Raw genomic sequence first — 21653 nt, forward strand, 5'->3', positions numbered from 1 at the left:
CTCACAAATCCTAAAGTTTAGATGCAGCCATTTTGGTTTCGCGGGCGAATGGTGTCGGAAGAGTTTCCAACTTGCCATTCAGCGCCTCTTCAACCAGGAACTGTTGTTCAGCAACGTGGACCTTGTTCAGACCCGTTGCAGGGGAAGCCGAAGCACGACGACCGGAATAACCCGGCATGCCGCCTTTAACCTGAAGCTCTTGCGCAATGTAGACCAGACGTGGGAAGACAAATGTCCAGTACCCCATGTTTGCCGGTTCTTCCTGACACCAAACCAACTCGGCGTTCGGATATTGAGCAAGTTTTTCTTTGATGGTTTCTTTCGGCCATGGATAAAGCTGTTCCACACGAATGATGGCAACATCCTTGATCTCTTTGTCGCGACGCGCCTGAAGCAGATCGTAGTATACTTTACCTGTACACAAGACCACACGACGGACGTCTTTGTTCGCCACCAGCTCGTCAGTCTCCCCGATCACGCGCTTGAAGGCGGAACCGGTTGTGAAGTCAGCGAGCGTGCTTTGACACAATTTGTGACGCAGCAGAGATTTCGGCGTAAAGATGACCAACGGCTTACGGAAGTTGCGGCACTGCTGACGACGAAGCGCATGGAAGTAGTTCGCTGGTGTCGTCAAGTTACAGACCTGCATGTTATCTTCCGCACAAAGCTGGAGATAACGCTCCGGACGGGCCGAGCTATGCTCTGGGCCCTGACCTTCGTAGCCGTGCGGCAGAAGCATGGTCAAACCGGACAGACGCAGCCATTTAGATTCACCAGAACAAATGAACTGGTCAATCATCATCTGGGCACCGTTGGCAAAATCGCCAAACTGGGCTTCCCACATGACCAAGGCATTCGGTTCTGCCAAAGAATAACCGTATTCGAAACCAAGAACGGACAATTCGATCAGCGGGCTGTCGATAACTTCATAGTCACCTTGGCCTTCACGAATGTTGTTCAGCGGACGATAACGTTCTTCGGTTTCCTGATCGATCAAGACACTGTGACGTTGGGAGAATGTCCCACGGCCACTATCCTGACCGGACAGACGGACCTTGTGACCGTCAACCAGCAGCGAGCCAAACGCAAGCGCTTCACCTGTCGCCCAATCGATCCCTTCGCCGGTTTCGATCATTTTGGACTTGGCTTTCAGCTGACGCAGAACCTTTTTGTTGACGTTAAAGTTATCCGGTGCGGTAGAGATGGCTTTCCCAACTTCCCGCAGGATATCTTCAGAAACAGACGTATCTTCGTTGCGGTGCTCTTCTTCGCCACGGGCATTGTCCATGCCGTGCCATTTGCCTTCAAACCAGTCGGCTTTGTTCGGCTTATAAGAGTTACCGGCTTGGAATTCTTCTTCCAAACGACCGCGGAACTCGTCCGCCATGTCCTGAACTTGTTGTTCTGTCAGTACTTTTTCCGCAATCAGACGCTGCGCGTACAACTCACGCGTAGAAATCTGCTTTTTGATGATTTTATACATCTGCGGGTTGGTGAACATCGGCTCGTCAGACTCGTTATGGCCGTGACGGCGATAACAGAACATGTCGATGACAACGTCTTTGCCAAATTCCTGACGGTATTCAGTCGCGATACGGGCCACGTGAACCACAGCTTCCGGATCATCCCCGTTAACGTGGAAGATCGGGGCCTGAACCATTTTCGCAACATCAGACGGATACTGGCTGGAACGCGAGTAATGCGGCGCCGTTGTAAAGCCGATCTGGTTGTTGACGATGATGTGGATTGTCCCGCCGACTTTATAGCCGCGCAGGCCAGACATCGCGTGACCTTCCGGGACGATGCCCTGACCGGAATAAGCCGCATCACCATGCAATAGCAACGGCATAACCTGCGAACGCGGGCCACCGAGTTGTTCTTGCTTGGCGCGGACTTTGCCATGCACAACCGGGTTCACCAGTTCAAGGTGAGACGGGTTGGCAGTCAAAGACAGGTGAATGGTGTTGCCGTCAAATTCACGGTCGGCAGAGGTCCCGAGGTGATATTTAACGTCGCCGGAGCCTTCAACGTCATCCGGGTTGGATGAGTTGCCCTGAAATTCAGAGAACAAGGCACGGAACGGCTTGTGCATCACGTTGGTCAAAACGTTGAGACGACCCCGGTGCGGCATGCCCAGAACAACTTCTTTCAAGCCAAGCTGTGCGCCCCGCTTAAGAATTTGTTCCATCGCCGGGATCAAAGATTCCCCGCCTTCCAGACCGAAACGTTTTGTACCGGTGTATTTTTTATCCAGGAACTGCTCAAAACCTTCAGCTTCGGTCAGACGTTCCAGAATAGCTGTCTTGCCTTTAACGGTGAAATCGGACTGATTTTCAGACGACTCAATGCGACGCTGGATCCAGGATTTCTCTTCTGGCTCCTGAATGTGCATAAACTCGACACCGATGTGGCGGCAGTATGTGGATTGAACTTTATCAACGATCTCACGCAGGGTGGCTGTTTCCAGCCCCAAAACGAAATCGATGAAAATCGGGCGATCCATATCGGCTTCACTAAAGCCGTAAGACTTTGGATCAAGCTCCGGATGGTAGTTATTGCCTTCGATACCCAGTGGATCAAAACGCGCAATAAGGTGACCACGCACACGATAGGAACGGATCAACATCAAGGCACGGATGCTATCTAGCGTCGCGGCACGAATTGCATCGTCGTCAACATTCGCGTAAACCGCGCCAGCTTGCGGCTGGGCGTTTGCAACAGGTGCCGTCACAGAGCTTACGCCCGTATTGACCACACCATGACTTGGTTTATTCCAACTCGGACCGGAGAGGTTCTGGAGCGCTTCCAGACCGTCTTCACGTAATCCCGAGAAAAAAGCGACCCAGCTCTGATCAACAGAGGACGGATCTTTCATATAACGGGCATACAATTCTGCAAGATAAACAGTGTTGTTGCCATTCAGGACTGATTCAGGGGTATCGACCATATTTACTTTCCCTAGAGAAGCGCGGTTCACCTCGTTTTGCGGGTGAACCGCGCTTTTTCTCCCATTACCAGGATGAGGATGATTGCTCATCCCATCAATGGTTTAGCCAAGCAGCTTAACCATTGTGCTACCGATAGAAGCCGGTGAGTCTGCAACAGCGATGCCCGCAGATCTCATTGCTTCCATTTTCGCGTCCGCAGTACCTTGACCGCCGGAAATGATGGCGCCAGCGTGGCCCATACGTTTGCCCGGAGGTGCTGTGACACCCGCGATGAAACCAACAACCGGTTTCTTAACTTTGGACTGCTTCAGGAATTCGCAAGCTTCTTCCTCTGCAGTACCGCCGATTTCACCGATCATAACGATAGATTCAGTTTCATCGTCCGCCAGGAACATTTCCAAGCAATCGATGAAGTTGGTGCCGTTTACAGGGTCACCACCGATCCCGATACAAGTAGACTGGCCCATACCGGCAGCCGTTGTTTGTGCAACAGCTTCGTATGTCAGTGTACCAGAACGAGAAACGATACCGACTGTCCCGCGTTTGTGAATGTGGCCCGGCATAATACCGATTTTACATTCACCCGGTGTGATCACACCCGGGCAGTTCGGACCAATGAGGCGTGTTTTAGAACCAGCCAAAGCGCGTTTCACTTTAACCATGTCCATAACCGGAATGCCTTCAGTGATACAAACAGCCAGTTCGATCTCAGCATCAATCGCTTCCAGGATCGCGTCCGCCGCGAACGGTGGCGGAACGTAGATTACAGAAGCGTTTGCGCCTGTTTTTTCACGGGCATCAGCAACTGTGTCAAAAACCGGCAGGTCAAGGTGCTTGGAGCCACCTTTGCCCGGTGTGACACCACCGACCATTTTTGTGCCGTAAGCAATCGCTTGTTCAGAGTGGAAAGTCCCTTGTGCGCCAGTGAAACCCTGACAGATGACTTTCGTGTCTTTATTAATAAGAACAGCCATGTTACGCAGCCTCCTTCACGGCTTTCACGACTTTTTCAGCCGCATCAGCGAGGTTATCAGCAGTGATGATCGGCAGACCGGATTCAGACAAGATCTTCTTGCCTTGGTCTACGTTTGTGCCTTCAAGACGAACAACAAGCGGAACGTTCAGGCTCACTTCGCGGGCCGCAGCCACAACACCGTCAGCAATAACGTCACAACGCATGATACCGCCGAAGATGTTCACGAGGATCCCTTCAACGTTCGGGTCAGACAGGATCAGCTTGAACGCTTCAGTTACGCGCTCTTTCGTCGCGCCGCCACCAACGTCCAGGAAGTTTGCAGGCTCACCGCCGTACAATTTGATGATGTCCATTGTGCCCATCGCAAGACCGGCACCGTTCACCATACAACCGATTGTCCCATCAAGTTTGATGTAGTTCAGGTCGTGCTTGGAAGCTTCCAGTTCCATTGCATCTTCTTCGTCTTCGTCGCGCATTTCAGCAACGGCTTTCTGACGATACAGAGCGTTGGAGTCGAAGTTCATTTTCGCATCAAGGGCAACCAGATCGTCGTCACCAGTCACAACCAGCGGGTTGATCTCCAGCATAGACGCGTCCAGCTCAACAAATGCCTTGTACATTGCAGCAAGGATTTTGGAGCAAGCTTTGATTTGGTTACCAGTCAAACCCAGACCAAAAGCAACCTGACGTGTGTGGAACGGCATGATGCCAGTCGCCGGGTCGATTGCAACGGTCAAAATTTTCTCAGGCGTGTTTTCAGCAACTTCCTCAATGTCCATCCCACCTTCAGTGGAGGCCATGATTGTCACGCTGTCTGTCGCACGGTCGATCAAGAACGCAAGGTACAGCTCAGAACGGATGTCACACCCGTCTTCGATGTAAACGCGCTTAACTTCTTTACCTTCCGGACCAGACTGGTGAGTCACCAGTGTGCTGCCGAGCATTTGTTCTGCGTTTTTCGCAACTTCGTCAACGGATTTTACAACGCGAACGCCACCGGCTTCACCGGCAGATGCTTCTTTAAATTTACCCTTACCACGGCCACCTGCGTGGATTTGGGATTTAACAACAAAAACTGGACCCCCAAGTTTTTGCGCTGCTTCGCGAGCTTCATCAGCAGTGTAAGCCACACCGCCCTCAAGTACGTTTACGCCGTACCCTTTGAGAAGCTGCTTAGCCTGATATTCATGAATATTCATCTTTGCTTTGCCTCAAAGTTTGGAAAAGTCGATGCTTTTCCGGGATGATTATTTGAATTCCCTAGAGAAAGAAACAGAGGCGAGTTACCCCGCCCCGTTTCCACTTATTTAGCCATTTGCTCTTTCGTTGCAGCGATCAAACCTTTAACCGCTTCAACAGAATGATCAAACATAGCCTGTTCATCGTCGTTGAGTTTAATTTCAACAACTTCTTCGATGCCGTTCTGACCGATGATAGTCGGAACACCAACGTAGATACCGTCTTGACCGTACTTGCCACCGTCAACCCAAGCTGCACAAGGCAACAGGCGACGTTGGTCTTTCAGGTAGCTTTCTGCCATTTGGATCGCAGAGGAAGCCGGTGCGTAGAAGGCAGAACCTGTCTTCAACAGACCAACGATTTCTGCACCGCCGTCACGTGTACGCTGAACGATTTCGTCCATTTTCTCACGTGTGGTCCAACCCATTTCGATCAGGTCAGGAACCGGGATACCGGCAACTGCGGAGTAACGCTCCAGCGGAACCATTGTATCGCCGTGACCGCCCAGAACGAACGCTGTCACATCTTCAACAGAAACGTTGAATTCTTCAGCGAGGAAGTAGCGGAAACGTGCAGAGTCCAGAACGCCAGCCATGCCGACAACTTTGTTGTGCGGCAGACCAGATACTTCGCGCAGTGCCCAAACCATCGCGTCCAGCGGGTTTGTGATACAAATAACGAAAGCGTCCGGTGCATATTGCTTGATGCCTTCACCAACAGACTTCATGACAGAAGCGTTGATGCCGATCAGGTCGTCACGGCTCATGCCCGGCTTACGCGGAACACCTGCTGTTACGATTACTACGTCTGCACCTTCGATATCTTTGTAATCTGTGGTGCCTTTGAAAGATGCGTTGAAACAATCAACAGGTGAAGATTCGGCAATATCCAAACCTTTGCCTTGCGGAATACCGTCAGCAATGTCGAAAAGGACTACATCGCCCAATTCTTTCAAACCTGCCAGGTGAGCCAGTGTGCCGCCGATGTTACCAGCGCCGATTAACGCAATCTTGTTCCGTGCCATGGAGAATTTTCCCTCGATCCGGTTAAATAAATAAAGCTGGACTCTACCCCATGAGAACATGAGACAAAAGCCCAAAAACCCGTCCGAGGTTAGTAGCGTGAATCCGCTTTGAGAGCAAGTCTTGTTTCCAAAAACTTGATTGCTTAACCCCGCAGAAACCCTAGCATTTGACCTAGAGTGGTCTTACCATGCGGAGCGGAACTCGGTATTAAGGTACCTGAAATTTTCGAAAAGCCAGAGAACGTCTGGGGTTTAATAATATTTCGCGCAAAAATGCTGTGGTGCAGCATAATCCTGCGGTGGTGCTACCATGCATAAAGCGCATGCACTGACCCCTATTTGTGCATGCGCGAATCTATAGATAAAACCTACGCGAAATAAAATTCCGCCTATCGATTCCGCAGCCCTGATTAGGTCAGATGCTCCGCTCCGAGATAGTCTTCTGATTGCATTTCCATCAGGCGTGATACCGTGCGCTGAAATTCGAACGCGCCATCGCCTTCGGGATACAAGGTCTGCGGTAAGGTAGCGGCGGTACAAATCAATTTCACTTTATGTTCGTACAAAGCATCAATCAAATGAACGAACCGTTCGGCTTCATTGCGATTTTTAGGGGAAAGTTGGGGAATACCCTCAATGAAGATCACATCAAATAGGGTTGCCAGTTCCAGATAGACGTTCGCGCCGTAAGGTTTCACACAGAGGTCTGCAAATGTAAAATAGGCAATCCGGTTATACCGTTTTGGAATGTCGATCCGGCGGGACTTGACAGTCACATAGTCTTCCCTTGCCTGCCCATCGGACATTTTTTCCAATTGTGCGTGCAACTGATCGCGCGCTTCCATATCCAGCGGATAGAAGTACGTTTGCTCCCCGCCTTCACGGCCCAGACGATAATCCGTCGGGCTGGCCAGTTGCATCACATCCAGCTTGGCATTAATCATATCAATAAAAGGCAGAAAGCGATCACGCTGCAGGCCGTTTTTATACAAATCATCCGGCACACGGTTGGAGGTTGCAACCACCACAATGCCTTTGTCGAACAGAACCTTGAACAAGCGGCCCAAAATCATCGCATCCGCAATATTGGTCACCTGAAATTCATCAAAACAGAGCAACCAGGCCTCGTCTGACAACTGATTTGCCAGTGGAATAATGGGATCGCCATCGGTATTGAGTTTCTTTTCCCGAATGACTTTCAGGCGGTCATGCACTTCGCGCATAAACTCGTGGAAATGGACACGTCGCTTGGCTGCCACCGGCGCGCTATCAAAAAACAGGTCGGTGAGCATGGATTTACCGCGCCCGACTTCCCCATACATATATATCCCTTGGGGCGGCGTTGGTGTTTCCTTGCGGCGCGTCAACCCAAAACGGGCGCGCCAGCCTTTCTCACCGCTGGTCGGTTCATACGATTTGAGGGCGTTATGAAGAAGTTGCAGTTTCTCTACCGCCAGTTCCTGCGCCGTATCGGGTTTAATATCCCCCTCTTGCAGCATCTCGCGATAGCGTTGCATAGGACCTTGGACCATATGCGAAAATCCTGTTGTTTATGTGCCTGTCCCCCATTCATAGATCAAAAAGTAACCCCGCATCAAGGGCGGGGTTAAAATAAGATCAAGAACAGTGCTTAAAGCTTGTAACCGGAGCGCATCCCGCCCCAGTGCCGCCCTTTCACAAAGATGGGCGCGGAGACATCTTTCATCATGACAAAGTTACCCCCGCCCATATCCCGACGATAGGCTTGCACCAAAAATGGCTTTTCATTGCGCCCAGCCGCCAGCCCGACACGATCATTAAAGATCATCCGGTTACGGCAGTTGGCCGTATTCCAGGCAACATCCCCCGCCTTTTGGGGATGAGAGAACGACAGGTTATGCACCGGCAGATATCCATTCACATCCACGCAGGCCGCAAACACGATTTTATCATGGGCCGCCTGAATGGGTTCCTGTATCTCCGGCAAATGCTGATCCAGAAAATCAAGCGCGCGGGTCTTATATTGCGGCGGGTTGGTCCCATCAATTTTCATATAATCCTGATCAAACAGGTCCTCAAGGGACAACGCGCCACGATCCACCGCCTCTTCCAACAGCGTGGATACTTTTGACGCCCCGTCAACCAATTGATTGATGAAGAAACTATCCACCGTCTCCACCCCCAACTGATTGGTCAACTGAATAAGTTCCGCGCCAAAATCACGCAGCTTCCCCACCCGATCATTACATCCACTCAAGTCTTCGCGGTTTTCTTCCGCACGGGCACTCATATCTTCAAGCTGGGTAACAACCCCGTCAACATGCCCATCAATGGCAGAGGTTGCCTGACTGATATTCAACAACTCACCATCCACCTTGGCAATAGCCTCCCCGACCAAGTGGATCGCATCGCCAATATCCTTGGTTCCGGCTTGTGCTTCGGCGGCACTTTGCACGCCGCGCACACTCTCTGTCATCAGGCCTTCGACCTGCGCGCCTAACTGTTCAAGGGTATGGTCGATCTGTTCCGTCGCTTTGGCGGTTTGTCCGGCAAGGTTTTTCACCTCCCCCGCCACAACCGCAAATCCTTTACCTGCTTCGCCCGCGCGCGCCGCTTCGATGGTGGCATTCAAGGCCAGCAGGTTGGTTTGGGAAGCGATTTTTTGAATGGAACCCGATACGGCGCGCACTTCTTCCAAGGCACCATTCAGACCGGTCAGGCGCTCTTCAATGTCACGTACAAAATCAACAAGGGTCTGGATATTGTGTAACGACACTTCCACTTTGTCACGCGATTGGGTGACGTCCGCATTCGCCTGTTCCGCCACCTGCAACGACGTTTGTGCGGCACCGGCGATCTCGTCCTTGACGCGCGCCATGGCACTGGCAGCTTCTCGCACCAGATTAAAACTGTCGGTTTGCTGATTAATCCGCGCGGTCACATCTTCGATATTGCCAGCGACATCGGCGATCTCAATTACGATATCACCCGCATCAACTGCAATTTTCTGGATAACTTCTGCGACCTGCCCGTCATTTTGATGTACAAGCGGGCGCGAACTGGCTCCGTTGGAAACAGTATCGTCCTTCAAGACTTCCTCCCTAGTATCTTACGCGCTGTCTGATTTTTATTTAGTATCAGCGCGTTGCACTGTTCATGTTGCACTGCAACCATAAATGTGTTTTATTGTTCTTTCCTTTTTACCCCCAATTATAACTTTATGCCACTGATTTCCGTTTTCTCTACACCTATAACGGACGATAAGAAATCATAAATTGATTTTTGGCGCGCCTAGATAAATCCTGAAAAGATATCCTGCCGCTAATATTGTGGGGTTCCCCTTACTGAGACAGTTGCGCTTTGCCTCGACTCCCTATATGTTCGCGCGCGATTGACTATTATCACTTTACCGGATGCCATCCATGACAGACTTGTCCCATATTCGGAACTTCTCCATTATTGCCCATATCGACCACGGCAAATCAACGCTCGCAGACCGCCTGATCCACTTGTGTGGCGGCCTGAGCGATCGTGAAATGCAGGAACAAGTCCTAGACAATATGGACATTGAGCGCGAGCGCGGCATTACCATCAAATCCCAGACCGTGCGCCTGAAATATACGGCGAAAAACGGCGAAACCTATCAGCTCAACCTGATGGATACGCCCGGTCACGTGGATTTTGCCTACGAAGTTTCGCGTTCTCTTGCCGCGTGCGAAGGCTCCTTGCTGATCGTAGATTCGACACAAGGCGTCGAAGCACAGACCCTTGCCAACGTATATCAAGCCATCGAAAACGATCACGAGATCATCACGGTGCTGAACAAAGCTGACCTGCCCGCCAGTGAGCCGGAACGCATCCAGCAACAGATTGAAGATGTGATCGGGATCGACACCTCTAATTCTGTTCTTGTTTCTGCCAAAACCGGCTTGAACTGTGACGAAGTCCTAGAACGGATCTGTTCAGACCTGCCCGCGCCGGAAGGCGATGCAGATGCCCCGTTAAAAGCCCTGATCGTTGATTCCTGGTATGATCCGTATCTGGGCGTTATGACGCTGGTACGTGTAAAGGACGGTCAGTTAAAACGTGGCATGAAAGTCACGTTCATGAACACAGAGGCTGAATATCAAATCGATCAAGTCGGCTGTTTCTCCCCTAAAATGGTTAAGCTGGACTCCCTAAATCCGGGTGAGGTCGGCTATTTTACCGCCGCAATCAAATCCGTGGCTGATGCCGCTGTCGGGGATACCATCACAGAAACCAAACGCCCGGCTGACAAACCGCTGTCCGGCTTTAAGCCGTCTACGCCCGTGGTCTGGTGTGGTCTCTTCCCCGTTGATGCGGCTGATTTTGAAGATTTGCGCGATGCGTTGGGCAAACTCCACCTCAATGATGCTTCCTTCCATTTTGAGCCGGAAAGCTCCGCCGCCCTCGGCTTTGGTTTCCGTTGTGGCTTCTTGGGTCTGTTGCACCTTGAGATCATTCAGGAACGTCTGGAACGTGAATATGATCTCGATCTGATCACCACATCTCCGTCCGTTGTCTATCACATGCATATGAACGACGGCAGCATGGTGAAATTGCACAACCCGGCTGACATGCCGGATGTGACCAAGATCGACACCATTGAAGAACCGTGGATTAAAGCAACCATCATGGTGCCGGATGAATATCTTGGCCCCGTGCTGCAACTCTGTACCGATCGCCGCGGCGAGCAAATAGATTTGACCTATGTGGGCAGCCGTGCGATGGCGGTTTACCGCCTGCCGTTGAACGAAATCGTGTTCGATTTCTATGACCGTCTCAAGTCCTGTTCACGCGGATATGCCAGCTTTGACTATGAGGTGGATGAGTATCGTGCCGGTGATCTGGTTAAAATTTCCATTCTGGTCAACGCAGAACCTGTGGACGCGCTTGCCTTTATGGCACACCGTTCCCAGTCAGAAGCACGTGGTCGCCAAGTGTGTGCGCGCCTCAAAGACCTGATCCCACGCCAACTGTTCAAAATTCCGATCCAAGCAGCCATCGGCGGCAAAGTGATCGCGCGTGAAACCATCTCTGCCATGCGCAAAGACGTCACCGCCAAATGTTATGGCGGGGACATTACCCGTAAGAAAAAACTGTTGGAAAAACAGAAAAAGGGTAAGAAGAAGATGCGTCAATTCGGTAAGGTGGAAATTCCGCAGACCGCCTTCATCGCCGCCCTTAAGATGGGTGACGACTAAGCATAAAAAAAGGCAGCGAACACGCTGCCCTTTCTTTTTTCGGCCCACTGCACTGATTAAAATGCAAAAGGCTGCTTATTTTGCACGTCGCCCAAAAAAATGCTTTCCTCGGACCCGCAGCATATCGGTGATGTTTCCAGATATGTCAATTGTGACATGACCTGACGCCAAAAATCCGTTTTATTTGGATTTTTATCAGCGCTTAATCGGGCTGATATGATACGCTTTGCTTCTGCACACCCGTATTTTTTGCAAAAGTAAGCGGCTACTTCTTTCGCAGCTCTTTCCCCAATCGCCATTTTCCGTGTATCGCCTTTTATTGCAATTTTTCCCTATGATACACGGACCTATAAAGAAAAGATATCCATCCAATAAATAGAGTTTATCACCCCGTCAGAAACCAACGGGGGATTTTAACACCTCTAAATTTAATAGCCTCGCAAGTAGAGTACTATTTTATGCGTCTTCTTCTGCGTGATAACGCACGATTCGTTCAACTTCTTTTTTGGACCCTAAAATGACCGGGACTCGTTGGTGCAGCTCGCTTGGCTGCAGCTCCATAATACGCTCACGCCCTGTCGAAGACATGCCGCCCGCCTGTTCAATGATGAAAGACATCGGGTTTGCTTCATACATCAAGCGGAGCTTGCCGCCTTTTTCACGGATCCGGTCATCCATCGGGTACATAAAGACACCACCGCGACTGATGATACGGTGTACATCCGCCACCATTGAGGCCACCCAACGCATATTGAAATCACGTTCGCGCGGGCCGGTCGAGCCTTCCAGACACTCTTCAATATACCGGCGCACGGGTGGTTCCCAGTGGCGCATATTGGACATATTGATAGCAAATTCTTTAGTTTCTTCCGGGATCGTCAGATTTTCATGGGTCAGGAAAAATTCCCCGACGTTGCGGTCCATCGTAAAGCCGTTGACCCCGTCACCTGTCGTCAAGACCAACATCGTGGACGGACCATAGACCGTGTAACCTGCGCAAACCTGCTCAGTCCCCGGTTGCAGGAAGTCTTCAGCTGTCGGCTGCTCGATCCCTTCCGGGCAGCGCAGGATGGAGAAGATGGACCCCACGGACACGTTTACGTCAATGTTGGAAGACCCATCCAGCGGATCAAACAGCAACAGGTAACGACCGCTATATTCTGCCGGAACTGTGACGATATCGTCTTCTTCCTCAGATGCCATGCCCGCCAGATGTCCACCGATGGTGTTACAGAACTTGAACAGTTCGTTGGATTGTACATCCAGCTTCTTCTGCACTTCCCCTTGGACGTTTTCTGTCCCGTGCGTGCCGAGTGCGCCTGCCAGTTCCCCGTGATCCACCAGATCAGAGATGGTTTTACAAGCGGTCATCACATCCGCTAACAACAAGGTTAAGACCCCTTCGCCCTGACGACGGCGTTGTTCTTCGATCAGAAAATGAGTCAGCGTTTTGCGATAACCGGACATGGGCGTGCTCTCCAATAAACGTGCGTTGGGAGGTCGATAGCAAAACGGCGCCAAATTAGCAACGAAAATGCTGCTTGACCTTTGTAATCAACTCGCACACCCTAGGGCTATTCCAAGGGGTGCCTCTGAATGGGGGCTGAGATGTCGCGAACGAGCGGTGAACCCTTTGAACCTGATCCGGGTCTAACCGGCGTAGGGATGGATAGAAAAATAATATATTCCCCAAAGCCCTTTCCCGGGTCTCCTACTTGTATTTCAAATGGAGATCCTCCCATGACAAAACTAGATATCACCACCGGTGCTTTGCCCGGTTCTGAAAAAGTCTTCTTCGGCTCTGAGGCCTTTGAGGACCTGAGCGTTGCCATGCGCTGCATCCACCTTGAAGGTGGCGAACAGCCTGTGGTCACCTATGATACCTCCGGTCCCTATACGGACCCCAACGCCCAGATCGACATCAACAAAGGCCTACCCAAACTGCGCGAAAGCTGGATTGCCGCGCGCGGTGACGTGGCCGCCTACCAAGGCCGCGAAGTCAAACCAGAAGACAACGGCCTGAAAACTGCCGACGACACCCCCGGTGTCACCCCGTTCCCCCACATCAATCCAACGCCGCTAAAATCCAAAACAGGCGAAGCGGTCACCCAGCTTGCCTATGCACGACGCGGCATTGTCACGCCAGAAATGGAATATGTCGCCATCCGCGAAAATGAAGGCCGCCGTGAAGCCTACTTGCGCGATGGAGAACCCTATGGCGCTGAAATCCCCGATGTGTGCACCGGTGAGTTTGTGCGCAGTGAAATCGCGCGCGGGCGGGCGGTTCTGCCCGTCAACATCAACCACCCGGAAATTGAGCCGATGATCATCGGGCGGAACTTCCTGACCAAAATCAACGCCAATATCGGCAACTCCGCCGTCACCTCCTCGGTTGCTGAAGAAGTCGATAAGATGGTCTGGGCAACCCGTTGGGGGGCGGATACGGTCATGGACCTGTCCACCGGCACCGACATTCACAATATCCGCGAATGGATTTTGCGCAACTCCCCCGTCCCCATCGGGACCGTGCCGATCTATCAGGCGCTTGAAAAATGCCGGGGCATTGCGGAAGACCTGACATGGGACATCTTTAAAGACACGCTGATTGAACAAGCCGAACAAGGCGTCTCCTACTGGACCATCCACGCCGGCCTGTTGCTGGAACATGTGCCGCTGACCGTTAATCGCGTGACAGGCATTGTGTCGCGTGGCGGGTCAATCATGGCGAAATGGTGCCTGCATTATCACAAACAAAACTTCCTGTGGGATCACTTTGACGACATCTGCGAGATCGCCAAACAGTATGACGTTGCCATTTCCCTTGGCGACGGCTTGCGTCCCGGCTCCATTGCCGATGCCAATGACGAAGCCCAATTTGCCGAACTGCGCGCCCTTGGCGTCTTGCAAAAGAAATGTATGGCCCATGATGTGCAATGTTTCATCGAAGGGCCGGGCCATGTCCCCATGCATAAAATCAAGGAGAATATGGACCTGCAATTGGAAGTCTGCGACGAAGCCCCGTTCTATACCCTCGGCCCGCTTGTCACCGATATTGCAGCAGGGCATGACCATCTGGCCTCTGCCATTGGGGCGGCGATGATCGGTTGGTACGGGTGCGCCATGCTCTGTTACGTCACCCCCAAGGAACATTTGGGTCTGCCCAACCGCGATGACGTAAAAGAAGGCGTGATGGCCTATAAGATCGCGGCGCATGCTGCCGATCTTGCCAAAGGTCATCCCGGTGCCCGGTTGCGGGATGACGCCATGAGCAAAGCGCGCTTCGAGTTTCGTTGGAAAGATCAGTTCAATCTGGCCCTTGATAGCGAAAAAGCCCTGCAATTCCATGATGAAACCTTACCTGCTGAAGGGGCCAAGATCGCGCATTTTTGCTCCATGTGCGGGCCGAAATTTTGCTCCATGCGCATCAGCCATGAGGTCAAGGAAGAAGCGCAAAAGGGCATGAAAGAAATGTCGGAAAAATTCCAGAAAGAAGGCGGTGAAATTTATCACAAAATCGACGCTGCACAGTAAAGCAACCAAGAGTTTGGCGGGGCTGTCTACGGATAGCCCCTTTTTTGGGGCTGAATTCTATTGTATGCAGAAAATCCGTTTCTTGTTATAGTACCGGAAAGACACTAGGATAAACGGATGTTGAGAATTGGTTATATCGCACTGTTAGGGATCGCCCTGTCTATCTGCTTTCTGTCAGAAAGTCAGGCAGGGACACGCCTAAAGGTTGCTGCCGTTCACATCCCCCTGATGAGCGAAAGCCCGACACAAGGTGTTTTCATAGATCTCCTAAAAGATATCTCCCAACGCTCAGGTCTTGAATTTGACGTAAAAGTCTATCCCGGCAAACGCGCCCACTATCTTTTTCAACAAGGCGAAGTCGATCTGCTGCTCCCTTTCCCCAAAGGTAACCGCAAAAAAACCGGCCTGCTGACGGACCCGATCTATTCCAAACGGGATTTTATCTTCGTTAAAAAAGGCACCCCAATCCCAAAAACACTGGAAGACGCTGCAGGTATGCGCCTTGGGATCACAGAACATTATAAGTATGATGCCCGCCTGTATGCCCAAGCAGACCTGAAATTAGAGACAACCCACAGCGACCTGCTCAATGTGCGAAAACTCTATTCCGGTCGTATTGACGGCTTTGTGGCCGAAGAATATTCCGCCCTCAGTGCCTTAAAGAAAAGCGGCTTTGAAGATATCCTGTACGATCAGGACCATCCGGTCTTTACCTATGATGCGGTCATGTTGGTACAAACCACCACGCAGGGGCTCAAAACGCTAGAACAAATTAATGCGGCCCTTGCCGAGCTTAAAAAAAGCCAAGGCCACCCCGCGCTGACCCAAAATTAGAGTGTCATATCAAAAAAATGTAATTAAGGCACAATAAGGCAAAAATTGCTCATATTGCTGCCCAATTTAGCCGCCATAATACTCAACATAGAAAGGTTGGTGCGGTGAAGAGCATCCCCCTCTCGATAAACCCAAGTATCGAAATAGCCCCCTATAGTTCAACTAACTTACGCTCTTCAAAACACAGACCGGACTAAATGAATCGATCATGCCAGAACTCTCAAAACATCCTCGGACTTGCCCCCCGAGGATGTTTTGTTTTTAATAGGCCTTTCTAAATACAAGCACTAACCGCCTGAGGGGATCATAATGGCGACATTTGCGGGACAGGATCTTGTTTGCATCCGCGGGGAACGACTGGTTTTTTCTCATCTGGATTTTAATATCGCCAGCGGTGGCTGCCTGACCTTGATCGGGCGCAACGGTGCCGGTAAATCTTCCCTTCTCCGCATGATGGCAGGCCTCTTGCGCCCGTCAAGCGGGGTGATGAGCTGGGATGCCACCCCCGTTCAGGACGACATGGACGAACACCGCGAACGCCTGCATTATGTCGGGCACCATGATGCCATCAAACCTGTATTAACAGTGGAAGAAAATCTGAAATTCTGGGCGGGCTTACGCAGCGACGCACAAGAAGCCCAAGCCAATTTTAAAGAAGCCCTAGACCTGTTTTCCATCGGACACCTGATGGATGTCCCCGGACGTTTCCTATCCGCCGGCCAAAAGCGCCGCGCCAACCTGGCGCGCATCATCGCGTCCAAATCACAGGTCTGGTTACTGGATGAACCGACCACAGCCCTGGACAAAGAAACCATCGCCAAACTGGAGGAGATCATCGAAAACCATCGCGCCACTGGCGGCATGGTCGTGCTCTCCACCCATTCGGATCTGAACATCAAAAATCAGGAGATTCTGGACGTCAGCGCCTTTTCAGCCGCGCGCGGTCAGGAAAGCGCCTCACTTCTGGCAGAGGGAATATAATCATGGGTCGTTTTATCTCTGTTGTGCGCCGTGACCTGCGGCTTGCGCTGCGCCAAGGCAGTGACAGCGTTATGGTCGTCATGTTTTTCTTGCTCACCGTGGTGCTGTTTCCTTTCGGGATCGGACCGGAAGGCAATATCCTTGCCCGTGTGGCCTCTGGCGTTATTTTCGTTGCGGCCCTGCTTGCTTCCATGCTGTCCTTGGAACGGTTGTTTCAAACCGATTATGAAGATGGCTCCCTCGAACTACTCACCCTCAGTCCTGTGCCGCTGGAAATCGTGGTTCTTGGTAAAATTACGGCCCATTGGCTGACAACCGGCCTACCCTTGATCATTGCCTCCCCTTTACTCGCCGTCCTCATGAATATGAGCAGCGATGGGTTTAGCATGCTGATGCTGGCCCTTTTGCTCGGTACGCCCGCACTTAGCCTGATCGGCGCGATTGGGGCTGCCCTTGTGCTAGGATCCAGACGCGGTGGGGTGCTCATTTCCCTGTTGGTCCTGCCTTTATTTGTGCCTGTGCTGATTTTCGGGGTCGGACTGGTGGAAGCCGCCATCGGTGGATTTGCCGTTAAATCCCAAATCCTGATCCTGTCCGGTATCCTGTTTGCCTGTCTTGCCTTCTGTCCGTTTGCGGCTGCGGCTGCGGTGCGGCAATCGGTGGAATAGAAAGTTAGTGTGTTGCGTTAAAACGGTCTTTAAACAGATGCAAAAGCTCAAATCGGCGCGGTGATTTTTTACTGATACCGATGTAGAGCGGGATCGTCTTGATCGTTTTAACCTCCAACCCATCCGTGTTACGGTTTTTCACAAAATTTCCCGGCATCAAAGAATAATCGGCACGCCCGCTTTTGAGAAACTTCAAGAGGTTATCAATCCCATTGGCCTCTGACACTTTCATCACCGGGGTAGTATATTCTTTAATTAAAGACGTGCCGCGTAGGAAAATACCGCGCAATTCGCCGATATCTTCCAGTTCGTAGCCTTTAGTGTCAGGAGAGACCATCACGATGTGAAGATCGGCAATCGGGCCAATAAAATCGATGTAATCTTCGCGTTTGGGCGTTTTAAACACACAGGGCGTAAGATCAGACTTACCATGTTCCAGATTCAACATAATCCGCAACCAAGGCACATCTTCGATCTGTAAGTCATCCAAAACGCTCTCGACACGTTCCAGACATTGCGCTTCTTCTGTCAAGCCGTTGAGCATTTCATAAGAAAGCGCAACTTTAATCGGCTTTTCACTCCCGAAAGACGGATTAGGAAGCAAAAGCGAAGCACAAAGCATTGCCCATATGCTTTTCATAGCAGCCCCTTAGCTTATCTTTCCCGGCCTTCGATTATAGATAAACAGCGTTTATTCATAAAATTCTAATTTAAGATGCTGCTTTTTTATTATCTCAAAGAGTAATACATACATCCTTATTATTCAACACCATCCTTACCTGCCAGTACTTTACGCCGCCCAACCCGATCTGGTGCAGACACAATACCCGCTTCTTCCATCTGGTCGACAATGCGCGCGGCGCGGTTATATCCAATGGATAAGCGACGCTGAATGTGGCTGGTTGACGCTTTGCCGTCTTGAATACAAATTTGTACCGCCTGATCATAAAGCGCATCATCACCGGATGTATTGCCGCCCACAGCCCCTGTCGGCATGACCAGCCCGTCAATCGGCTCGTCACTTTCTTCTGTGACCGCCTCGACATATTTTGGCTCACCTTGTTTTTTCAGGTGATTCACAACGTCTTCCACTTCCCCGTCCGACGCAAACGGCCCATGCACACGTGAGACTTGCCCACCGCCCGGTTTAAACAGCATATCCCCCATGCCCAGCAATTGTTCCGCGCCCTGAACTTCCAAAATAACGCGCGAGTCAATTTTTGTGGTCACGGTAAAGGCAATACGGGACGGGAAGTTGGCTTTAATCGTGCCTGTCATCACGTCTGTGGATGGACGCTGTGTCGCCATGATCAAGTGAATACCGGCGGCACGGGCTTTCTGCGCCAAGGACTGGATACAGGCATCAATCTCTTTCCCCACCATCAACATCAGGTCCGCAAATTCGTCCACAATCACCACAAGGAACGGCATTGCTTCCATATCCAGCGGCTGTTCTTCAAAGATGGGTTTGCCGGTTTCCGGGTCAAAGCCGGTTTGCACACGCCGCGTCAGGACCTCGCCTTTTTTGCGGCTTTCTTCCAGCTTGGCATTATAGCCGGAAATGTTACGCACGCCCAAATTCGACATCAGACGATAGCGCTCGTTCATTTCTTGCACGCACCATTTTAACGCCATCACCGCCTTGCCCGGTTCTGTCACCACAGGCGAGAGCAAATGGGGAATACCGTCATAAACCGACAGTTCCAACATTTTCGGGTCGATCATAATGAACTTACATTGTTCCGGTGTCATGCGGTACAGTAAGCTCAGGATCATGGTGTTCACCCCGACAGACTTACCAGACCCCGTGGTCCCCGCTACCAGCAAGTGCGGCATGCGTGCCAAGTCCGCCATCACAGGCCGCCCGCCGATATCCACCCCAAGCGCCATGTTGAGGCTGGCTTTCGGGTTTTCAAAGCTCGGCGACTCGATCAGTTCACGCAGATAAACCGTATCGCGTTTTGCGTTTGGTAATTCAATCCCGATCACACTACGACCGGGCACAACCGCGATCCGCACCGATACCGCTGACATGGAACGGGCAATATCATCTGCAAGCGAGATCACACGCGAAGTTTTTGTCCCCGCAGACGGTTCAAGTTCATAGAGCGTCACCACCGGACCGGGGCGCACTTCAACAATCTCACCTTTTACGCCGAAGTCTGCCAAGACCTGTTCAAGCAATTCCGCGTTATGTTCAAGGGCGCTGCGATCAATTTTAGTTGACGCTTTTTGCGCCGGGCTGGCTTGCGTCAACAGATCCATCGGCGGGAAGTTATAACTATCGGGGGAGAGCACCAAGGACTGCTGCTTGGCTTTGCTCGCCTTTTTCGGCACGTCCAGATTCACCTCCGGCTCCGTCACGCGCTTGGGTGTTTTTTTGCGTTTGAGGATAGGTTCGACCTCCTCATCCTCAAACAGGGCCTGTTCTTCTTCCTCGATCAATTCTTCCAGCTTGGTACGCTTTAAAATGCCAACGCCTTTTTTGACCGCCTCAACGGACCCGACAGCCGTGCCTTTTAGCGCTGTGCCGACACCATTACCCATAGACGACCATTCTGAACGGGACAAGGCAAGACCATAGAGCAACCCAAAACCGCCCAGCCCCGCTGCCAACACAGACAGCAGGACATCAAAGTAAGGCACTTTGCCCAACCCAATGATGCTAAACAGTTGCAACAGACGTTCGGTCAATAATAAACCGGATAATCCCCCCAATCCGCTGCGCAACGGCCAATCTACAGGGACCGGCAGCACATTCAGGGCAATGCTTAACAATAAAGTGGAGGAACATAGGATCACCAAACGCAGCCATAGGCTCGACACCATCTGTTTGGAGGTGATGCGCCAGGCCCAACACACCATCACCAATGCCGGGATGATCGAGGCAATCCCGACAGACTGGATAAACAAATCCGCAACATAAGCCCCCGCTGGGCCCATCAGGTTTGCGACCTCATGGGGCGAGGCACTATTTAAAGACGGATCAGACGCTTGATAACTGAGCAAGGTCACCGCCAGCACAAGCCCCAACGCGCCCAACAACAGACCACCGGCTTCGATTAATCGGCGGACCAGAAATTGCTGCACACCGGGCGGCAACAAAGGGGTTCGTTGGGTCTTTGAGGTACTACGGGCCATACTATCGCGCTCACTTCATCTTCACGAAAATCAGAGATCGTTTCAATTTATCCCAAGACAGTTAAGGGATAGTTTACGCAAAAATGAGAGATGGACAGCGTGAGAATATATGATACCTCTTATATAGATAAATACTCAGGGGATCGGGATGGACCAAATCAATAAAATTGTCGGGTTTGAGAACCTCTCACCGGACGATAGTGCCTTTATCACCCCACGGCTGCAACGCCTGAGCGTTCCTGCTGGCACCAAGGTATTTGAAGCCGGTTCCCCTTGTGCGGCCTTTTTGATTGTTTTAGACGGCTGCGTGCGTGTACAGATGATCGGGGAGACGGGCCGAGAAATCGTGCTCTATCGTGTGGAAGACCAGCAGACCTGCATCCTGACCACTGCCTGTCTGCTCTCCGGTGACGCTTATTCTGCCGAAGCCATTACGGAATGTGAGACAACGGCGATTGCCCTGCCTATCGATGCCTTTAACGCGTTGCTCAATCGCTCCCAAGCCTTTCGCGATCTCGTCTTTTCCAGCTATGGGAAACGGATTTCCAATCTCGTCTCCTTAGTGGAAGAAGTCGCGTTTGGTCGAATTGATGTGCGCCTTGCCCAGTTCCTGAAGGACAGAATGGATAACAACCACATCCTTAAAAAGACCCACTATGAACTCGCCGTCGAACTTGGCACCGCGCGCGAAGTGATCTCCCGCCAACTCAAAGATTTTGAGCGCAAGGGCTGGATCACCCTGTCGCGCGGACAAATCACCGTTACCACCCCAGACGGATTGACGGCCTTTATTCGTGCACAATGTGATTAAGTCACAGATAAAAGACGCCTCTTCCTGTTTACTGATCGTCAATAGAATGGATGTCTTACAGGAGTATGGAACAATGACTAAGAACATGGGATCAATCGATCGTATCTTGCGCATCATCGTCGGTCTGGCGCTTTTGGCTTATGCGGTGCTCTTTCCCGACACAGGCTATAACGTTTGGGGCTATATCGGGATTGTCCCACTTGTCACCGCCCTGATCGGCTGGTGTCCGGCTTACACACTGATCGGTGTAAAAACCTGTTCGGCTGACCCGAAAAATTAAACAAGCCGACACAAAA

The 21653-nt window shown here is 51.4% G+C and carries 17 protein-coding genes and 1 riboswitch; of the genes, 7 read left to right on the top strand and 10 right to left on the bottom strand.

Annotation, left to right across the window (positions count from 1 at the left end; translation table 11 throughout):
* Positions 1 to 10: 10 nt before the first annotated feature.
* The 6 genes from Q397_RS0111685 to Q397_RS0111710 all read right to left on the bottom strand — a co-directional run bounded on the left by Q397_RS0111685 (position 11) and on the right by Q397_RS0111710 (position 9257).
* Complete coding sequence (locus Q397_RS0111685) at positions 11 to 2947, bottom strand: 2-oxoglutarate dehydrogenase E1 component (RefSeq protein WP_028879579.1); 2937 nt, start codon at positions 2945 to 2947, stop codon at positions 11 to 13.
* Positions 2948 to 3049: 102 nt separating this feature from the next.
* Positions 3050 to 3922, bottom strand: coding sequence for a succinate--CoA ligase subunit alpha (gene sucD, locus Q397_RS0111690; protein ID WP_028879580.1), 873 nt, complete (start codon positions 3920 to 3922; stop codon positions 3050 to 3052).
* Position 3923: 1 nt separating this feature from the next.
* Positions 3924 to 5123, bottom strand: coding sequence for an ADP-forming succinate--CoA ligase subunit beta (gene sucC / locus Q397_RS0111695; protein ID WP_028879581.1), 1200 nt, complete (start codon positions 5121 to 5123; stop codon positions 3924 to 3926).
* 104 nt (positions 5124 to 5227) lie between these two features.
* On the bottom strand, positions 5228 to 6187 hold the full coding sequence (mdh, locus tag Q397_RS0111700; RefSeq protein ID WP_028879582.1) for a malate dehydrogenase: 960 nt from the start codon (positions 6185 to 6187) through the stop codon (positions 5228 to 5230).
* Between the two features lie 410 nt (positions 6188 to 6597).
* Positions 6598 to 7719, bottom strand: coding sequence for a cell division protein ZapE (gene zapE / locus Q397_RS0111705; RefSeq protein ID WP_028879583.1), 1122 nt, complete (start codon positions 7717 to 7719; stop codon positions 6598 to 6600).
* Positions 7720 to 7817: 98 nt separating this feature from the next.
* Entirely contained in the window at positions 7818 to 9257 is a 1440-nt protein-coding gene (locus Q397_RS0111710; protein ID WP_051609952.1) for a methyl-accepting chemotaxis protein, read from the bottom strand.
* Positions 9258 to 9588: 331 nt separating this feature from the next.
* Between Q397_RS0111710 and lepA the strand changes: the two genes are divergently transcribed.
* The gene (gene lepA, locus Q397_RS0111715) at positions 9589 to 11391 is read left to right on the top strand and encodes a translation elongation factor 4 (RefSeq protein ID WP_028879585.1); all 1803 of its coding nucleotides are present in this window, start codon (positions 9589 to 9591) and stop codon (positions 11389 to 11391) included.
* A 56-nt stretch (positions 11392 to 11447) separates the two neighbouring features.
* Here lepA and Q397_RS0111720 read toward each other — a convergent pair whose 3' ends face one another.
* Both Q397_RS0111720 and Q397_RS0111725 read right to left on the bottom strand, forming a co-directional pair.
* Entirely contained in the window at positions 11448 to 11690 is a 243-nt protein-coding gene (locus Q397_RS0111720; RefSeq protein ID WP_028879586.1) for a hypothetical protein, read from the bottom strand.
* A 157-nt stretch (positions 11691 to 11847) separates the two neighbouring features.
* Entirely contained in the window at positions 11848 to 12858 is a 1011-nt protein-coding gene (locus tag Q397_RS0111725) for a class 1 fructose-bisphosphatase (RefSeq protein WP_028879587.1), read from the bottom strand.
* Positions 12859 to 12963: 105 nt separating this feature from the next.
* Positions 12964 to 13074: riboswitch (TPP riboswitch) on the top strand.
* Positions 13075 to 13131: 57 nt separating this feature from the next.
* Here Q397_RS0111725 and thiC point away from each other — a divergent pair.
* The 4 genes from thiC (at position 13132) to ccmB (ending at position 17405) form a co-directional block, all read left to right on the top strand.
* Positions 13132 to 14922 carry a phosphomethylpyrimidine synthase ThiC gene (thiC, locus tag Q397_RS0111730; protein ID WP_028879588.1) on the top strand — a complete coding sequence of 597 codons (1791 nt, stop codon included), beginning with the start codon at positions 13132 to 13134 and terminating at the stop codon, positions 14920 to 14922.
* A 117-nt stretch (positions 14923 to 15039) separates the two neighbouring features.
* On the top strand, positions 15040 to 15756 hold the full coding sequence (locus tag Q397_RS0111735) for a substrate-binding periplasmic protein (protein WP_028879589.1): 717 nt from the start codon (positions 15040 to 15042) through the stop codon (positions 15754 to 15756).
* A gap of 309 nt (positions 15757 to 16065) precedes the next feature.
* On the top strand, positions 16066 to 16737 hold the full coding sequence (ccmA, locus tag Q397_RS22220; RefSeq protein ID WP_051609953.1) for a heme ABC exporter ATP-binding protein CcmA: 672 nt from the start codon (positions 16066 to 16068) through the stop codon (positions 16735 to 16737).
* Between the two features lie 2 nt (positions 16738 to 16739).
* Positions 16740 to 17405, top strand: a complete 666-nt coding sequence (gene ccmB, locus Q397_RS0111745) for a heme exporter protein CcmB (protein ID WP_028879590.1) — start codon at positions 16740 to 16742, stop codon at positions 17403 to 17405.
* 4 nt (positions 17406 to 17409) lie between these two features.
* On the opposite strand, the gene Q397_RS0111750 is transcribed toward ccmB, so the two are convergent.
* Together Q397_RS0111750 and Q397_RS0111755 are read right to left on the bottom strand one after the other, a co-directional pair.
* Complete coding sequence (locus Q397_RS0111750) at positions 17410 to 18045, bottom strand: substrate-binding periplasmic protein (RefSeq protein ID WP_028879591.1); 636 nt, start codon at positions 18043 to 18045, stop codon at positions 17410 to 17412.
* A gap of 119 nt (positions 18046 to 18164) precedes the next feature.
* Positions 18165 to 20546, bottom strand: coding sequence for an FtsK/SpoIIIE family DNA translocase (locus Q397_RS0111755; protein WP_028879592.1), 2382 nt, complete (start codon positions 20544 to 20546; stop codon positions 18165 to 18167).
* A 148-nt stretch (positions 20547 to 20694) separates the two neighbouring features.
* On the opposite strand from Q397_RS0111755, the gene Q397_RS0111760 reads away from it, so the two are divergent.
* Positions 20695 to 21357 carry a Crp/Fnr family transcriptional regulator gene (locus tag Q397_RS0111760; RefSeq protein WP_028879593.1) on the top strand — a complete coding sequence of 221 codons (663 nt, stop codon included), beginning with the start codon at positions 20695 to 20697 and terminating at the stop codon, positions 21355 to 21357.
* Positions 21358 to 21430: 73 nt separating this feature from the next.
* A complete protein-coding gene (locus tag Q397_RS0111765; protein ID WP_028879594.1) occupies positions 21431 to 21637 on the top strand; it encodes a YgaP family membrane protein in 207 nt (68 codons plus the stop codon).
* The last annotated feature ends 16 nt before the right edge of the window (positions 21638 to 21653 follow it).

The organism is Terasakiella pusilla DSM 6293 (genome assembly GCF_000688235.1).
Taxonomy (GTDB): Bacteria; Pseudomonadota; Alphaproteobacteria; order Rhodospirillales; family Terasakiellaceae; genus Terasakiella; species Terasakiella pusilla.

Excerpts from the sequence above, each read along its gene's own strand:
- sucC (WP_028879581.1), bottom strand. The coding sequence starts at position 5,123 with ATGAATATTCATGAATATCAGGCTAAGCAGCTTCTCAAAGGGTACGGC.
- Q397_RS0111760 (WP_028879593.1), top strand. The coding sequence starts at position 20,695 with ATGGACCAAATCAATAAAATTGTCGGGTTTGAGAACCTCTCACCGGAC.
- Q397_RS0111765 (WP_028879594.1), top strand. The coding sequence starts at position 21,431 with ATGACTAAGAACATGGGATCAATCGATCGTATCTTGCGCATCATCGTC.
- ccmA (WP_051609953.1), top strand. The coding sequence starts at position 16,066 with ATGGCGACATTTGCGGGACAGGATCTTGTTTGCATCCGCGGGGAACGA.
- ccmB (WP_028879590.1), top strand. The coding sequence starts at position 16,740 with ATGGGTCGTTTTATCTCTGTTGTGCGCCGTGACCTGCGGCTTGCGCTG.
- Q397_RS0111725 (WP_028879587.1), bottom strand. The coding sequence starts at position 12,858 with ATGTCCGGTTATCGCAAAACGCTGACTCATTTTCTGATCGAAGAACAA.
- sucD (WP_028879580.1), bottom strand. The coding sequence starts at position 3,922 with ATGGCTGTTCTTATTAATAAAGACACGAAAGTCATCTGTCAGGGTTTC.
- Q397_RS0111685 (WP_028879579.1), bottom strand. The coding sequence starts at position 2,947 with ATGGTCGATACCCCTGAATCAGTCCTGAATGGCAACAACACTGTTTAT.
- zapE (WP_028879583.1), bottom strand. The coding sequence starts at position 7,719 with ATGGTCCAAGGTCCTATGCAACGCTATCGCGAGATGCTGCAAGAGGGG.
- thiC (WP_028879588.1), top strand. The coding sequence starts at position 13,132 with ATGACAAAACTAGATATCACCACCGGTGCTTTGCCCGGTTCTGAAAAA.
- mdh (WP_028879582.1), bottom strand. The coding sequence starts at position 6,187 with ATGGCACGGAACAAGATTGCGTTAATCGGCGCTGGTAACATCGGCGGC.
- Q397_RS0111755 (WP_028879592.1), bottom strand. The coding sequence starts at position 20,546 with ATGGCCCGTAGTACCTCAAAGACCCAACGAACCCCTTTGTTGCCGCCC.
- Q397_RS0111720 (WP_028879586.1), bottom strand. The coding sequence starts at position 11,690 with ATGGCGATTGGGGAAAGAGCTGCGAAAGAAGTAGCCGCTTACTTTTGC.
- Q397_RS0111735 (WP_028879589.1), top strand. The coding sequence starts at position 15,040 with ATGTTGAGAATTGGTTATATCGCACTGTTAGGGATCGCCCTGTCTATC.
- Q397_RS0111750 (WP_028879591.1), bottom strand. The coding sequence starts at position 18,045 with ATGAAAAGCATATGGGCAATGCTTTGTGCTTCGCTTTTGCTTCCTAAT.
- lepA (WP_028879585.1), top strand. The coding sequence starts at position 9,589 with ATGACAGACTTGTCCCATATTCGGAACTTCTCCATTATTGCCCATATC.